The following is a 16,843-nucleotide window of genomic DNA, read 5'->3' as shown; positions in this document are numbered from 1 at the left end:
ATGAATTGCGCAATAAAAAATGAAAAACCAACCCCTAGGGCCGGTCAAAGATGGGCTGCATGATACCGGGCTGACGGCTTTTCGTCAGACCCCTAGGTTAGGTCGGCGAAAAATTACCAGGCGTCGCAAAAACCACTGCACTTCGGCACCCAATGTAGGGCTTGTCCCTTTCTCTTGAGCGCCCCGTCCTAGAGAGTTCAAACGCCTTGCACATACAGAAAGTGCCGCCCAGGCTCGGTACATCACCGCATATCAGTGATCGGGTTTAGCCGCTCGAAATAGCACATTGGGGCACCCACTAATATTGGAGATGCACCATAAAAAAACCGCTCCCGATCCCCTCATGCCTTTGCCCGGGCAGTTCAGAAATCCCGAACACGATATCGACACTCAGCGCATTAGCCTGGCGCTGGCCGCGCATAGCGCTGAAACCTCGATCCTCAAGAACCTGAAAGACACCGTGCCTACGTCCATTGGTCATCAATCCATGTTTAGTGTCCACCCCGGCATCAATGCCGAAGAAGCGTTGGTTCATGTGTCGTTACTGCTGGACCGTGCGGTACAGATCAGCGATGAAATCACCGAGCGCGCCAGCAGTGTGGAGCGTGGGTTGATTTGGTCAATGATCCATTCGGTGGAGATGGCTAGAACAGTGGTGGATTCGTTGCTGGATGCAAACAAACCGACCAAAGCCTCGGTAACGGGTTAAACGCCCCGCAGATCTAAGAGAAGAAAAACGGGGTAAGGCGTGATTTACCCCGTTTTCCATCACAGCTCTACCCGCCCAATTACTGCTCGCCGATCACAAGCAACACATCGTCGATATACTGCCCTTCAGCACCATGGGTGCCATTACGCAAATACCCAGGAATCATCTGCTGAAACTCAATACGGTCGGCCGGAAGGAACTCAAGCAAAGCTTCCAACATCGCAGGTCTCAGCAATCGTTGATTGGCCGGCACATCTGGCAAGTTCGGCCGAATAACATTTTCTTCCAGCCATACCAGCTTCTCTCGCAAGCTGTAGTTACCTTCAAGGGTAATACTCTCGGCGTGTTCTCGTTGCTCATCGGCCACTTGTTGGCTCGAAAGCTCTTCAGACTCTTCCCTGGCCTCTTCTACTTTTTCCACCGGCTCGGTTCGTAACCGCGCCAGTTCCTGAAGAATGGGTTCAATCTGCACCCGGGCATTGCGGAACCAATCCACTGACCAAATACGACGAATGTTCCAGCCCAACTGCTCCAATACACTTTGGCGCAAGCGATCACGGTCTCGCGCCGACTTCGCCGAATGATAGGCCGCACCATCGCACTCAATCCCCATCAAATAGCGGCCTGGTTGCCCAGGATCACGTACCGCCAGATCGATGAAGAAGCCGGCTACCCCCACCTGGGGCTCACATTGGTAGCCGTGGTGCGCCAGCATCTCAATAACAGCGACCTCAAAATCACTATCCGGAGCTCGCTCAGTTTCCTTGATATGCGGCATACGGCCAGATTCGGCAAAGTGCAGAAAATCTCGCAGTGCCTGCACGCCGCGACTGGAGGTACCGGTCACCAGTACATCGCTCGACCCAAACGAGGAAAACACCTGCATACGCTTCTTGGAGCGGGTATACAGCACGTTCAAACGCCGCCATCCGCTGGCACCGTTAATCGGACCGAAACGCTGTGGAACGGTACCGCCTACTTCCATAGGGCCATAAGTGCCAGAGATGTAAATCACATCACGCTCGTCACCTTGAACGTTTTCCAAGTTCTTGATGAACAGCGGCTCACCCAGGCTTTGATTGCGATCCAGCGCAACTTGTAGCTGTGGACTTTGCTTGGCAAATAGCTCAAGCATTCGCTCGATCTGCTCAGCCTGCTTGACGTTCATTGCCACCACACCCAGAGATTCATCAGGGCGATGAATCACATGGTGCTCGATAGCCTTGGCGACCACTTCCGCCTCTTCGATGTTGCGCTGTTCAACAAAGCGCCCACGGGGAACCCTGACAAACTTAACTCCGAACTCTGCTGACTCACGATGGGGCGATGGGTAGACCACCAAGTTACTTTCATAGAAAGCTTTGTTGGAGAAGGCAATCAGGCTCTCGTGACGTGAGCGATAGTGCCAACGTAGACGACGTAGTTTGAACAACGGCATCGCCGCTTCCAAAATACTTTCCGAGTCTTCGGCCAATGAAACATCCGTTTCGTCGGCATCCGAGTCCCCCGCATTACGGGAGAAAAAGTTAGTCGGTGGCAGCTGTTTCGGATCTCCCACAACCACCAACTGTTTGCCACGCGCAATACTGCCCAACGCCTCCTCTGGACGCATTTGAGAGGCTTCGTCCATTACGACCAAATCAAACTCGATATGCCCAGCCGGCAAGTATTGAGCGACAGCCATTGGCGACATCATGAAGCAGGGTTTGAGGCCCTGCAGCGCTTCTGCTGCACGGTTCATCAGGCTACGAATTGGTACGTGCCGAGTCTTTTTCTCGGCCTCACGCTGTAGCAACGCCAATTGCGTAAAATCCCTAACTGCGCCATGGCTATTGCCAACAGGAACGTTGTTCTGACTGATACGTGACGAAACCTGCTCACGCTGCAGACGCTTGAGTTGCTCATCAATCTCAGCAAAGCGCGTACGAATGGCCTCCTGCTCCTTGCCCGAAAACTGTCCTAATGCAGGATCAAGCTCAAGGATTTTCAACGCCCAGCTATCAAGAAGACCAAGCAAACAGGCATCGATACAGCGTTCAGACTCCAATCGTTGCGTTTCGATTGCTTCGACTACAGTCTCAAAACCCAGCTCAACCAAATGCGAACGCAAACGGCGGTATTCGAACCAATGGTCGAGCAAGTCAGGGTTTTGCGCGGCCCAGGCTAAACGATCAGCCATAGGCTCAAAGTCGGCTGTTTCAATGGACTGCCACCACTGACTTCCCACAACGGCAGCACTTTGGAAAAACGCTTCCTGTGCTAGCTGCCAAGACTCCACTGCCTTGGAGAGCACTGCGCCTTGTTGATGCCAATGAAGTATTAGCTCCTCAGCTTCCTTGGGGGTGCAGGCGGTTAGCTGCGGAATGAGGATGTCTCGAATCGGTAAAGCCAAAATCGGCTGGACGAAGGCAACAGTGTGCCGCCAGGTGGTCAAGCGAGGTCGCGCGGCCGAAAGATTGTCTATCCGGGGGAGTTCCTCACCTAGCAGGCAGGTTTGCAAAACAGCATCACTTTGCAGTGCTGTCGAACGGGACTGCCAACTTTCCACGGCCTGAATCAACTGAAGCAACTGCCCCATAGTGGGTGCCTCTTCGCTAATCACAGGTAACAGCGAACGCAGTGGGGTTCCAACGTCCTTGATAAGGCGAACATACAGGCCCTGCGGCGCAAGTAGGTCCTCTGAACGTAAGTCATGACTGTCGAAAGGCAACAGCTCTTCCAGATCCAGGCGATGCTCCAGTACATCGAGCAAATAGGACTCAAGCTCAGCACTATCGCCGGAAACCCCAGCCAGTAATTCCTCATCAGTTTTAAGCAGATACTCTGCAATCCAGACCTTTGCACCGAACCCACGCCCGCACTCAGCCCGCAGCGTTTTGTACCAGCCTCGCAAGCGCTTGAGTGAATCGACCGGCGTATCCAACCCTTGAAAATGCTCGCCCAACTTGTCACTGAGAACTTTGTTGTCATTCAGTTGAGTGTGTTTTTTCAGGTAGGCAATTGCATCAGGTAAAACCCGCTGTAGTTGCTTTAATTTGAGGCCTGGCCGTGCCATGGCCATAACTTCACTTTTTGCTGAGCGCCATTGCCCTTTGAACCAACGAAAAAGTGATTTATCAGCTAAAATCCGACTCAAGTCCTCAAGCCGCGTATGGCCAGGCAAGCGATCTAGAGTGAAGTGATCCGCAGTTTGCTCCTGCAATTGCTTGATAGCTGGAACTTCGATATCCAGCTCTGCAATGACCTCATCCAAAGCTTCATCTTCAAAGCGCTTATGCCGAAGAGAAACCAGATCCGCCGGCATTGCCGAGAGCATTTGCAGAAACAGGACCAACTGTTCGATACCAGTGAAGTCGCTTCGTAAACCCTCAACCGTAGCCCCCTCTTCCAACAACTGAATCAGCCGCTGAACCCGCGGCGCTAACTCCAGTAGGTCCTCTGCTTCTTCGATTACATCCAGCAAGGCGTTGAGGGATAGTGCTTCATCAGCATTGTGCAAACGTATGGCTGCACTGGCCTGTTTTACAGCCGCTATCGCTGCCCCAGAACTGATGACGTCAGCTCGCAGAGAGCGAGCCAACGTAGTCTGCTGATCCAACAACGAATCCATTCCCTGAAGCCAAAGCTTCAACGCCTCGCATGACTCTATATCCAACCGCCCTAACAGATCCCAATCCTCATCACCTTTAGGCAATGCAAGTACCGGAATTGAAGCGGCCAAAGCGTCTAACTGATCTGGGCTGTAGGTTTCCAGAACAGCTACCTGTAGCTGCTGTGACAATTGAGAACGAAGAGCAGCCAAACGGCTGAGTGCCTGCTGGGCATGAGACAGGTGCTCTAGAAGTGCAGAACGCTCAGCACCTGCCAATCGAGTCTTTGTACTGCCAAACCACGGATGGGTTTCCAGCCTGCCTGCTTGACCAGCCTCTTCAGCTGTCTTGCGATAAATATGCGCATAAAAGCCGGCTTGCTCTCGCAAGTGCGCTTTGTCGATTTTCGCCTCCGACTGCGGATGTAGATCAGAAGGTTTGATCGATAGCGCTTCACGCAAACGAGTCGCCTGCATCAGCACTTCATGAACCGTCATACCTGACTCTTCAAAAGAGGCATGCAAGTGATGTACGTGTTTATTCAGCTGCTGCTTCAATCGCTCATAGTTGGCAATCAGATCCGCCAGCTGCTTGGGTGAGCGAAAGCCATTACTGTTCTGGATTCGCTGCCGGATGCTATCGATGACGGAGCTCTTTTGACTCTTATGACTGTGCAGTTCTAAACAAAAATCGCCCAGACCAGCCCTGGTCAGGCGGCTCTTTACTACTTCGAGTGCTGCACGCTTCTCGGCAACAAATAACACCTTTTTGCCTTGAGCCAGCGCCGCCGCAATCATGTTGGTGATGGTTTGGGATTTACCCGTGCCCGGCGGCCCCTCAATCACTAAGTCATCGCCGCGAATCACATCTATCAAGGCGCTATGCTGAGAGCTGTCAGCATCATCAATTAGAGGGAACTGTTGGTGGACCTGCTCAATCTCGTCAATTGAGTGCTCAACGCAAAACGCCCCTTGCTTTCCTGACGAGTCGGCCGGTAAGCCATCCATTCCTGTTAGCCGCTGAACCAAACCATGATCCAACAATGACTGGTCTTTCCAACGACCAGGATCAAGATCGAGATACATCATCAACTTGCCAAACTCGAACAAGCCAAGAGATGCATAACGATGCACCTTCCAATCAGGCTTAACCTTCAATACGGTTTCAACGATACGCTCGAAGTACTCCTCAGGCGTGCTGTCATCGGTGATTCGTGGCAACGCGATACCAAAGTCGACGCGAAGTTTTTCACGCAATGACAGGTTGGTCAGAATGTCCTCACCCGTTGGCTGAACGCGGTACTCGAATGTTGCAGTTTGGGGGTTGAGTTTGCCCTTCTCCAAATTCACTGGCACCAGCATCAATGGTGCCAAACGGCTGCTGTCTTTACCTGCTATCGACTCATCCCACTCCAGAAAACCGAGTGCCAGATAAAGGATGTTCGCCCCCGTTTCCTCCAGAGCCGATCGTGATTGGGCGTGCAAAATCTGTAATCGTGACTCCATCTCTACTGGGTAATAAAGCGTCTGAATTGCATCATCAGAATGCTTTCCTGAGCCGCTGCCCTCTGAAGGCTGCGGAAGCTCATAACTTGTGGCCATCCCCAGGATCTGTGCCCAAGCTTCCGCTGTTGGCTGTTTCTTCAGCTCAACAACAGCCCCTGTCTTCTCGTCTAACTTTAAAAAACCATGGGTGAGGAGCTGTCTCTCTGTGGGCTCGGGGACTGCAGCAAAGCGCATAGATTTTTCGTCTGCCAAGGACTCAAACAGATGATCCGGCAGCTCATCAATAATCCTTACGAAGCGCTTGGAGCGGGCATGTGAGAAGTTCAGCAGTCGATTACGGGCGCTGAGATCAAGAAGCCTGCTACGTAGTTTCTCCAAACTATCGGGTATCTCGCTTGGAGGAGTACCAAGGTCATCCCAGTCGGCAAGTGGCTCAGATTCAACGGGCTTGGCATGCTCTTTGGCCTCAGCATCGAACCGATAAACCGAGCCCCCGCGACCGGCCCCCTTATTGAGCACCCCCTTTGCAATGAGCTCATCACGGAGGCTCCAGTACTCCTCCTCGGAGACGGAGAAATTCTGCAGTTCTGCCCGTCGATCAATCCGGTCTCTCAGTGACTTATTGCCAACAGCCGTGCCGTCCGCCGGGACTAGCTCCAATATCCATTGACGAACAAGTTCATGGCGTTGGATAGCCAAAGATTCAGGGCCTGAGTTCACGTCGATCACCGCTAATGTGTTGGGGCAACTGCCTTATGAGGTTTTTCTGGGCACGGTAAACCGATGCTCAGCTTCAGCTGGCCGCGATAACAAGAGAGGCTTTGGGAGGACGCTACCGATATCTCAGAGCGTTCGGGATGCCATCCTTGGAAAACAACGGTCTGCTTGGAATTTGATGGCCGTCACAATATCCAGCACACGAAGCTAGGTAAAGGCAAAGTGCCTCTACACCGCAGAATTCCTCGTTTCCTCGACGACTGGTCAGCAAATCTCGTGACATATTTAATGAGCAGCGCAGGCTGATTCTCATTTTCAACTTCTACCCCCCCAATTCCGTGTCCCTTCATTAAGGAACGAAAGAGGGAGCTCAGAGCATTTGAGAGATCGTTAGCGTCGGCTAGGATGCGCTACAGCGTCGGCCCCTTCCGAGTCTCCGCCCCTCAAACCAATCCCTCACTCCCCTCCCCCAACCCCACCAACTTATCCGGATTACGCATGATAAAGACGCGGTTCACCCGCCCCCCTTCGTCATACCCAAAACTCACCACCGCCACCACCTCCCCCTCTCCTCTTAACACCACCCCACGCCCACCATTGATCTCCACCTCCTGCCACTGATACTCCCGCCAGTACCGGCTCAACGACTCCCCCACAAACCCCAGCACCGCCTCCACCCCATACAAGGTCTCGCGAATGGCGCTGGCTTTGCCGCCGCCGTCGGCGCACAGCTCGACGTCTTCGGAGAGCATGGCGGCCAAGCCTTGGGTCGAGCCGCTGGTGATGGCGCTGTGGAAGGCGCTCAGCAGTTGTTGCTGGCGTGAAGGTTCCGGCTGGTAGCGCGCCTGGGTGTTGCCCAGGCTGGCTTTGGCGCGGGAGACCAGTTTGCGGCAGGTGGCTTCCTGGACGCCGAGGGTTTGTGCGACTTGGGGGTAGTCCAGGTCGAAGATATCGTACAGCAGGTAGGCGGCGCGTTCCTTGGGGGTCAGGCGTTCGAGCAGGAGCAGGAAGGCGGTGGACAGCGACGAGGCCAGTTCATGGCTCTGTTCGGGGGAGTCGTGGTGCAGGCTGTGGATCGGCTCTGGCAGCCAGGTGCCGATGTATTGCAGGCGCGAGCGCTGGGCCGAGCGCAGCAGATCGATGCAGTGCCGGGTGCAGGCGGTGGTCAGCCAGGCGGCCGGGGTGGCGATGGAGGCCTTGTCGGCCTCCAGCCATTTGATGAACAGGTCCTGCACCACGTCCTCGGCTTCGGCGCGCGAGCCAAGGAGGCGGTAGGCCAGGCCCAGCAGGAAGCTGCGACGGCTTTCGAACACCGTCGTGTCATCGATTCGATCCATCCTCAGTGCCTCGACACCTGCAAGCGATTCCACAGGTTGATCATGCCGATATCGGCCGTCAAGGCGGCGATCTGCGCTTCGCTGAAATGTTCGCGCAGGGCGGCGCGCAACGGGCCGAAGTCGGTGTCTTCGCGCAGCACGGTGAGGGCTTCGGTCCAGGCCAGCGCGGCGCGTTCGGCGGCGTTGAAATCGCTGACATGGCGCCAGACCACCAGACGGTCCAGGCGCTCGTTGCTTTCGCCGTCTTCACGGGCTTCGCGGGTGTGCATCTTCACGCAGAAGCCGCACTGGTTGATCTGCGAGGCGCGCAACACCACCAGGTGATGCAGCTTGCGCGCAAGGCCATGGGCGTCGATCAGGCCGTGGACCTGGCCCAGGCTTTCAAAGATTTCGGGGATGGTTTGCAGCAGGTTGACGGCTTGGGTCGGGTGGCTGGATGACATGGGGTGGCTCCGTTAATTGAGGGATACACCGACATGACGGGCCAGCCTGGCGGTTTGTGACGGGGTGGCGGAAAAATAATTCGGGCTCCGATAAGGCGGCTCAAACCGCCTGAGGATTCAGCGCATAAAACTCATGCAGCTTGGCCTGCAGCAGCTTCTTGTCCGGCAGTTGGGTCTGATACTCGGCGATCAAGGCGGGCGACAGTGAGCGGCTAAGGGCGTACTCGACCACCTCGTCGTCCTTGCTGGCACAGAGCAGCACGCCCAGGGCCGGGTTCTCATGGGGTTTGCGCACCTGGCGGTCCAGCGCTTCCAGGTAGAAATCCAGCTTGCCCAGGTATTCCGGCTCGAAGCGCCCGACCTTGAGCTCGATGGCCACCAGACAATTCAAGCCGCGATGGAACAGCAGTAGATCCAGCACGAAATCACGCCCGCCAACCTGCAAGGGATAGCGCGAAGCGACAAAGCAGAAGTCGCGGCCCATTTCGATCAGAAAGTCTTTGAGTTGCCGCACCAGCCCCTGATGCAAATCCGCTTCGTTATGCCCCGGGGCCAGGTCGAGAAACTCCACCACATAGGCATCCTTGAACACCTCCAACGCCTCGGGATGAATTTGTCTCAACACTGTCGAGACTTTTGCCGGTTGGGTCAGTGAGCGCTCGAAGAGGGCCGATTTGATCTGGCGCTCCAGTTCTCGGGTTGACCATTGTTCCTGGATCGTCATGCGTAGGTAGAACTCGCGCTCTTCTGGCCGCTTGCCTTGCGCAAGAATGATCAGGTTCTGGGTCCAGGGTAATTGTGTCAGCAGTGCTGACACTTTCTCCTCGCCTCGATAAACCTCATAGAACTGCCGCATGCGGAACAGGTTACGCCGGGTAAAACCCCGCAACCCCGGCTGCTGCCGCGCAAGATAATCCGCCAGTTGCTGAACCACTCCATCGCCCCACTCCGCCGCCTCGATCTTGCGGCTGATATAGGCGCCGATCTGCCAATACAACTCCACCAGTTCGGTGTTCACCGCCCGCATCGCCCGTTGGCGCGCGGCGGCGATCATTTGCGCCACTTCGTTGAAGGCCGCATCGGTGGACGTCGGTAGTGCTCCGGCAGGTTGGCTCATAAAGAAGGCTCCGCTTGAAGATTCAAATCCTTATCATCGAGCGCCCCACCATAAATTTGCTGTCAGGCGGTTCTCTTTCCATTGAGCGAAATATCTTGGTTTGGGCAGCGCGAGAAGCGCTGTCACCCCGGCATACACTCAAAATCCCGCACGCTCGCCACCTGCTTCCCCTCCCCGTCATACAACCGCGCCCGCACCTCAGTCCCCAACGTCGACTCCACCAGCTTGTAATGCTCCCCCGCCTTGAAGCTCGGGTAACTCACCTGCCCGCGGCAGTCGACCTGGTTGGAGTCGCCGCCGACTTCTTCGAACAGGGTCACGTCCAGGCGGTGGGCGCCGGGCTGGACTTCGAAGTAGCGTCCGTCGTCGACGTTCTTGCCGTCGACGCGTTCGGCCAGCAGGTCGCTGGAGCCCTCTTCCTCCAGGCTGATCCAGGCTTCGTTGGGATCGGCCTTGGGCATCGGGCCGGCGCAGGCGGAGAGCAGCAGCACCAGGCTCAGGGCGGGAATCAGCAACAGGGGTTTGGCATTCATGGCAGGTACCTCGGCAGTAAAAAAACGACACAGGGCGAAGCGAAAAAAGCGCTCGCGCCGATTGCCATCCAGCTTGTCGAGGCCCCCGCCACAGGACAAATGAATCCCCGTGAAAGGAAATTCAGGCCCAACCTAAAACTTCCTTCACCTGGCTGAAAGCCGCGTGTTAGGTGGGTCGCGGCAGGCTGCCGAGGTTCGTTTTCCCTCGGAGGTCCACCGCATGCTCGGGCTGGTCAAGACCGCTCTGCTCAAGCCCTACACGTTTATCGTGCTGGCGATTTTTATCTGCATCATCGGGCCGCTGGCGGCCCTGCGTACCCCCACCGATGTATTCCCCGATATCGGCATTCCGGTGGTGGCGGTGGTCTGGCAGTACACCGGCCTGTCGCCGGACGCCATGGCCGGTCGGGTGATCTACACCTACGAGCGCTCCCTGAGCACCACGGTCAACGACATCGAGCACATCGAGTCGCAATCCTTGCCGGGCATGGGCATCGTCAAGATCTTCTTCCAGCCGGGGGTGGATATCCGCACCGCCAACGCCCAGGTCACGGCGGTGTCGCAAACCGTGCTCAAGCAGATGCCGCCGGGCATCACCCCGCCGCTGATCCTCAACTACAGCGCCTCGACGGTGCCGATCCTGCAGATGGCCTTTTCCAGCCCGACCCTGTCGGAAGCCAGGATCCGCGACCTGGTGCAGAACAATATCCGCCTGCCCCTGAGCTCGGTGCCGGGGCTGGCGATGCCGACGCCCATGGGCGGCAAGCAGCGGCAGATCACCCTGGATCTGGACCCGCAGGCGCTGGCCGCCAAGGGCCTGTCAGCGCAGGACGTGGGCAACGCCCTGGCGGCGCAGAACCAGATCATCCCGGTGGGCACCGCCAAGCTCGGCGCCAGTGAGTACACGGTGCTGCTGAACAACAGCCCGACGGCCATCGACGAGCTCAACGACCTGCCGATCAAGACCGTCGACGGCGCGCTGATCACCATCGGCCAGGTGGCCCATGTGCGCGACGGCTCGCCGCCGCAGAGCAATATCGTGCGGGTCGACGGCCACCGCGCGGTACTGATGCCGGCGCTGAAGAACGGCAATATCTCCACCCTGTCGATCGTCGACGGCATCCGCCAGATGCTGCCGCGCATCGACGAAACCCTGCCGCCGGCGCTGAAGACTTCGCTGCTGGGCGACGCCTCGGTGTTCGTCAAGCAGTCGGTGGGCAGCGTGGCCCGGGAAGGCATCATCGCCGCGCTACTGACCAGCGCGATGATCCTGCTGTTTCTCGGCAGCTGGCGCTCGACCCTGATCATCGCCGCCTCGATCCCCCTGGCGGTGCTTGCGGCCATCGCCCTGCTCGCCGCCAGCGGCCAGACCCTGAATGTCATGACCCTCGGCGGGCTGGCGCTGGCGGTGGGGATTTTGGTGGACGACGCCACGGTGACCATCGAGAACATCAACTGGCACCTGGAACAAGGCAAGGCGGTGAAGGACGCGATCCTCGATGGCGCCAAACAAATCGTTGGCCCGGCCTTCGTCTCGCTGCTGTGCATCTGCATTGTCTTCGTGCCGATGTTCCTGTTGCAGGGCATCGCCGGCTACCTGTTCCGCCCCATGGCCCTGGCGGTGATCTTCGCCATGGCCAGCTCGTTCATCCTCTCGCGCACCCTGGTGCCAACCCTGGCCATGTACCTGCTCAAGCCCCATGTGCCGGAGCCGGGTCCGGGGCATCACCCGGAAGACGCATTCATCAACCACCACGAGGGCGAACAGCACGCCCGGCCACGGCATGCCCTGGTGCGCGGGCTGCTGGGCTTCCAGCAGGCATTCGAGCGCCGCTTCTCCAACGTGCGCGACACCTACCACGGCCTGCTGACCCTGGCCCTGGCCAACCGCAAGCGCTTCCTGCTGGGGTTTCTCGCCTGCGTGCTGGCCTCCTTCGCCCTGCTGCCGAGCCTCGGCCAGGACTTCTTCCCGGCCACCGATGCCGGCGCCCTGGCCCTGCATGTGCGCCTGCCCCTGGGCACGCGGATCGAGGAAAGCGCGGCGGCCTTCGACCGCATCGAGGCGCGGATTCGCGAGGTGATTCCGCCGGAGCAGCTGGACAGCGTGATCGACAATATCGGCATTCCGCTGAGCGGCATCGACATGGCCTACAGCAGCAGCGGCACCATCGGCCCGCAGGATGGCGACATCCAGGTCACCCTCAAGCCCGGCCACGCGCCGACCGCCGACTACGTGAAGCGATTGCGCGAAGCCCTGCCGGAGAGTTTCCCCGGCAGCCAGTTCGCCTTCCTGCCGGCGGACATCAGCAGCCAGATCCTCAACTTCGGCGCGCCGGCGCCGCTGGACGTGAAAATCTCCGGGCCCGACAGCGCCGCCAACCGCGCCTATGCCCTGGAACTGCAACGGCGCCTGCAACATGTGCCGGGCATCGCCGACCTGCGCATCCAGCAGTCCACCGGCTACCCGTCGCTGGCGGTCAAGGTCGACCGCCTGCGGGCCAATGGCCTGGGGATCACCGAGCGTGACGTGACCAACAGCATGGTGGCCTCCTTGGCCGGTAGCTCCCAGGTGGCGCCGACCTTCTGGCTCAACCCGCAGAACGGCGTGTCCTATTCCATCGTCGCCGCCACCCCGCAGTACCGCCTGGACAGCCTGCCGTCCCTGGAGGCCCTGCCGGTGACCGGCAGCAACGGCCAGTCACAGATCCTCGGCGGCCTGGCCAGCATCTCGCGGGTCGACAGCCCGGCGGTGGTCACCCACTACAACATCCAGCCGACCCTGGACCTCTACGCCAACGTCCAGGGCCGCGACCTGGGCGGCGTGGCCCGGGATATCCAAAAAGTCCTCGACGACAGCCAAGCGCTGCGGCCCAAGGGCGCGACCATCAGCCTGCACGGGCAGATCGATGCCCTGCACGAAGCCTTCAGCGGCCTGAGCCTGGGCCTGCTGGGCGCGGTGGTGCTGATCTACCTGCTGATCGTGGTCAACTTCCAGTCCTGGCTCGACCCGTTCGTGATCATCACCGCGCTACCGGCGGCCCTGGCCGGCATCGTCTGGATGCTGTTCTTGAGTGGCACCTCGCTGTCGGTGCCGGCGCTGACCGGGGCCATCCTCTGCATGGGCGTGGCCACGGCCAACTCGATCCTGGTGGTGAGCTTCTGCCGCGAACGCCTGGCGGAACACGGCGATGCCCTGAAGGCCGCGCTGGAGGCCGGCTACACGCGTTTTCGCCCGGTGTGCATGACCGCCCTGGCGATGATCATCGGCATGCTGCCCCTGGCCCTGTCCGAGGAGCAGAACGCGCCCCTGGGCCGCGCCGTGATCGGCGGCCTGATCCTCGCCACCACCGCCACCCTGTTGTTCGTTCCCGTGGTGTTCAGCCTGGTCCACGGGCGTCACCCCACTCGCGCTGTCGCTGGAGAAAGTACCCATGTCGCCTGAACACACCCCTTCGCGCAAACGCCTGCAGTGGCTCGGCATCGGCGGCCTGACCCTGGCCGCCCTGCTGGTGGCCAACGGCCTGGCCGCGCGTACCCGCCATGAACGCGCGGTGGCCGCCTGGACCGAAACCGCCGCCGTGCCCCAGGTGCTGGTGTTCCAGCCGCAGCAGAACCGCCAGGGCGACACCCTGCGCCTGCCGGCGCACCTGGAAGCCTGGAGCAAGGCGCCGATCCATGCCCGGGTCAGCGGCTACCTGAAAAGCTGGAACAGCGACATCGGTGCCAAGGTCGAGGCCGGGCAAGTCCTCGCCGAAATCGACAGCCCCGACCTCGACCAGCAACTAGCCCAGGCCCATGCCCGGTTGGTGCAGGAACAGGCCAATGCGCGGCTGGCGCAAACCACCGCCGTGCGCTGGCAGAACCTGCTGGCCAGCCACTCGGTGTCGCGCCAGGAGGCCGATGAAAAAACCTCCAACGCCGCGGCCGCCAAGGCCAATGCCGAAGCAGCCGCCGCCGATTACGCGCGACTCTCGGCCCTGGAGGACTACAAGACCATCCGCGCGCCCTTCGCCGGCACCATCACCGCGCGCCACACCGATATCGGCCAGCTGATCAAGGCCGACAACGACAGCGATCCGCAGCTCTTTGATCTGGCCGACACCCGCAAGCTGCGGCTCTACGTGCCGGTGCCGCAGAACTACGCCAGCGTGATCCGCCCCGGCCTCAGCGCCGAGCTGACGGTGCCGGAGCACCCCGGCCAGCACTTCAGCGCGCGGCTGATCGGCGACTCCACCGCCATCGATCAGCGCTCCGGCACCCTACTCGCCCAGTTCGTCGCCGACAACCCCGACGGCGCGCTGCTGCCCGGCGACTATGCCGAGGCCGCCCTGGCCCTGCCCGCCGACACCCGGGGCGTGAGCATCCCGGCCAGCGCCTTGATCTTCCGCGCCCAGGGCACCCAGGTGGCGCTGCTGGACGAGCACAACCACGTGCACCTGCGGGACATCCATATCGGCCTCGACCTCGGCGCGCGGCTGGTGATCGACCAGGGCCTGCAAGCCGCCGACCGGGTGATCGACAACCCGCCCGATGCCCTGCGCGAAGGCGACCTGGTGCAACTGGCCGACGCCGGAGGTGAACATGCGCCCAAGGCTTGAACCGCTTGCGGTGTTGCTGGTGCTGGCCCTGCAAGGCTGCTCCCTGGCGCCCGGCTACCAAGTGCCAACCGTGGAACTGCCGGCCCACTACCGCGAACAGACCAGCGACGGCCCCTGGCATCCGGCCCGACCGGCGGATCAGCTGGCCAGCCAGTGGTGGCGGCTGTACCAGGACCCGCGCCTGGATGACCTGCAACAGCGCCTGCTCAAGGCCAACCCGGACCTGGCGGCGGCGCTGGCGCACTTCGACGCGGCCCAGGCCTATGCCAGCCAGCTGCATGCCGGGCTGTTCCCGCAGATCAGCGCCAGCGGCCAGTCCCTACGCCAGCGCCAGTCGGACCACCGGCCCTTGCGCGGCGGCAGCCAGCCTTCGCTGTACAACAGCAACAGCGCCGGTTTCTCGCTGAGCTTCGACCCGGACCTGTGGGGGCGGATTCGTAACCAGGTGGCCGCCGGCGATGCCCAGGCCGAGGCCTCGGCCGACGACCTGGCGGTGGCGCGCCTGAGCCTGCAACAGCAGTTGGCGACGCTCTATGTGCAGCTCAATGGCCTGGATGCGCAGCGCGCGATCCTCAGCCAGTCCCTGGACGATTACGCCCAGGCCCTGCAACTGACCCGCAGCCGCTACCAGGGGCAGATCGCCTCGGAGTTGGACCTGACCCGCGCGCAAAACCAGCTGGCCAGCGCCGAGGCCGAACTGGACGAAGTGCGCGGGCAACGCAACCTCACCGAACACGCGATCGGCGAACTAGTGGGCGAACCGGCCAGCCAGTTCCAGCTGCCCGCCACCCAGCAGACCCTGGCCGTGCCCAGCGTGCCGCAACAACTGCCCAGCGCCCTGCTGCAACGCCGCCCGGACATCGCCGCCGCCGAACGCCGGGTGTTCGCCGCCAACGCCAACATCGGCGTGGCCCGGGCCGCCTGGTACCCGGACTTCAGCCTCACCGGCCTGCTCGGCGGGCAGACCCAGGGCAGCGGCAACCTGCTGGCGGCGGGCAATCGCTACTGGGCGCTGGGGCCTCTGGTCAACCTGCCGATCTTCGACGGCGGCCGCCTGAGCGCCAACGAACGCCAGGCCCACGCCGAATTCGAGGAAGCCGCCGCCCATTACCGCGGCCAGGTGCTGCGGGCGGTGCGTGAGGTGGAGGACAACCTGGGGCAACTGCGGGATTTGCAGCAGGAGGCGCTGGACCAGCAAGCGGCGGTGAATGCCGCCGAGCATACGCAGGCCCTGGCGATGAACAGTTATCAGGCGGGGGCGGTGAGTTATCTGGAGGTGGTGACGGCGCAGACCGCGGCGTTGCAGGCGCAGCGGGGGTTGCAGGCGCTGCAGACGCGGCGGTTGCAGGCGAGTGTGGGGTTGGTGGTGGCGTTGGGTGGGGGGTGGAAAAGTGGGGTTTGATTTGAGCGGGTATGGAATCCGTTCAACTGTGGCGAGGAAGCTGGTTTCCGCTCGGTCGTGCAGCAGTCGCAAACCTGATTTCTCTGTACATCTGAAGCGTTGGGGGGATTGGATATTGGGTACATATCCGTTCCTACGGTAACGGCTACTTAGGGTTCCGCCCTTACGGCGGGTCACTTTGGAAGGGCCCCAAAGTAACCAAAGGGCCCTGCCCCTGGCGTCCGGTCCTCGCTAAGGCTCGGATTCCCTCGCTCCGGTCCTGCTCCGTGGGCCGCCGCCACAGGCCATCCATGGCCTGGGGCGGCTAACTCGGCATCCCTGCCGAGTTGCCCACTGCGCAGAACCTCCACTCGGCCTCCCGATGGGGCAAACCATCAAAAGCAACGCGAGGCGGCCTACCGGCCGGCCTGGCTGGGAATGCGGTCTCTGTAGCCGCTGCCGAGCGTAGCGAGGCTGCGATCGGCCCGCAGGGCCGCTAAACCTGACGCCTCGCAGGATCTGGGGAAACGCGGTGCCCGCTTGGCGAGTCCTTCGGCCTCGATCGCAGCCTCGCTACGCTCGGCAGCGGCTACACAAAGCGTGTCAGACAGAAGAGTTGCAGCGTGGCGAAGGCAGCAAGCTTTGGTTTGGTTTGGCTTTTGATCTATTGGCCCCGTTAACCACGCTGGCCGAACGCAGGCATTGAGCCGTGGGTAACCCGGCAGGACGCCGGGTTAGCCGCACTGGGCCATGGATGGCCCATTGCGGCGGCCCACGGATCAATGCCGGAGTGAGGGTATGCCGAGCCTAGGCGAGGCACCGAGTGGTGGGGCAAGCGTTTTTTGGTTCCTTTTTTTGGCGTTTGAAAAAAAGGGACTCGCCGTAAGGGCGAAACCATAAGCCGCCGTGACCG

General features: G+C 60.2%; 9 protein-coding genes. 4 read left to right on the top strand and 5 right to left on the bottom strand.

Annotation, left to right across the window (positions count from 1 at the left end; all coding sequences use genetic code 11):
• Window positions 1-310: 310 nt before the first annotated feature.
• A complete protein-coding gene (locus BMY68_RS04380; RefSeq protein WP_085531430.1) occupies window positions 311-709 on the top strand; it encodes a hypothetical protein in 399 nt (132 codons plus the stop codon).
• A gap of 79 nt (window positions 710-788) precedes the next feature.
• Here the strand turns inward: BMY68_RS04380 and hhe are convergent, their stop codons facing one another.
• From hhe to BMY68_RS04355, 5 genes are all read right to left on the bottom strand, one after another.
• The gene (gene hhe / locus BMY68_RS04375; RefSeq protein ID WP_239694064.1) at window positions 789-6,533 is read right to left on the bottom strand and encodes a DUF4011 domain-containing anti-phage protein Hhe; all 5,745 of its coding nucleotides are present in this window, start codon (window positions 6,531-6,533) and stop codon (window positions 789-791) included.
• 431 nt (window positions 6,534-6,964) lie between these two features.
• Window positions 6,965-7,858, bottom strand: coding sequence for an RNA polymerase sigma factor SigJ (gene sigJ / locus BMY68_RS04370; RefSeq protein WP_085531432.1), 894 nt, complete (start codon window positions 7,856-7,858; stop codon window positions 6,965-6,967).
• A 2-nt stretch (window positions 7,859-7,860) separates the two neighbouring features.
• Entirely contained in the window at window positions 7,861-8,301 is a 441-nt protein-coding gene (locus tag BMY68_RS04365; RefSeq protein ID WP_053268766.1) for a carboxymuconolactone decarboxylase family protein, read from the bottom strand.
• Between the two features lie 100 nt (window positions 8,302-8,401).
• On the bottom strand, window positions 8,402-9,418 hold the full coding sequence (locus BMY68_RS04360) for a PDDEXK nuclease domain-containing protein (RefSeq protein ID WP_085531433.1): 1,017 nt from the start codon (window positions 9,416-9,418) through the stop codon (window positions 8,402-8,404).
• A gap of 122 nt (window positions 9,419-9,540) precedes the next feature.
• Complete coding sequence (locus BMY68_RS04355) at window positions 9,541-9,951, bottom strand: PA0061/PA0062 family lipoprotein (protein WP_085531603.1); 411 nt, start codon at window positions 9,949-9,951, stop codon at window positions 9,541-9,543.
• Window positions 9,952-10,171: 220 nt separating this feature from the next.
• Between BMY68_RS04355 and BMY68_RS04350 the strand changes: the two genes are divergently transcribed.
• The 3 genes from BMY68_RS04350 to BMY68_RS04340 are packed head-to-tail and all read left to right on the top strand — an operon-like array spanning window position 10,172 to window position 15,951.
• Window positions 10,172-13,393, top strand: a complete 3,222-nt coding sequence (locus BMY68_RS04350; RefSeq protein WP_085531435.1) for an efflux RND transporter permease subunit — start codon at window positions 10,172-10,174, stop codon at window positions 13,391-13,393.
• The gene (locus BMY68_RS04345) at window positions 13,383-14,549 is read left to right on the top strand and encodes an efflux RND transporter periplasmic adaptor subunit (protein WP_085531436.1); all 1,167 of its coding nucleotides are present in this window, start codon (window positions 13,383-13,385) and stop codon (window positions 14,547-14,549) included. Before BMY68_RS04350 ends, BMY68_RS04345 begins: the two co-directional genes overlap by 11 nt.
• Window positions 14,533-15,951: an efflux transporter outer membrane subunit gene (locus tag BMY68_RS04340; RefSeq protein WP_085531437.1), complete on the top strand. Its 1,419-nt coding sequence runs from the start codon at window positions 14,533-14,535 to the stop codon at window positions 15,949-15,951. Before BMY68_RS04345 ends, BMY68_RS04340 begins: the two co-directional genes overlap by 17 nt.
• The last annotated feature ends 892 nt before the right edge of the window (window positions 15,952-16,843 follow it).

Origin of the sequence: Pseudomonas sp. NFACC41-3, from assembly GCF_900109505.1 — a bacterium.
In the GTDB taxonomy this organism is placed as follows: Bacteria; Pseudomonadota; Gammaproteobacteria; order Pseudomonadales; family Pseudomonadaceae; genus Aquipseudomonas; species Aquipseudomonas chlororaphis.
Note: the sequence above shows the minus strand (reverse complement) of the source record. Positions and strands in the feature narration are given on the sequence as shown.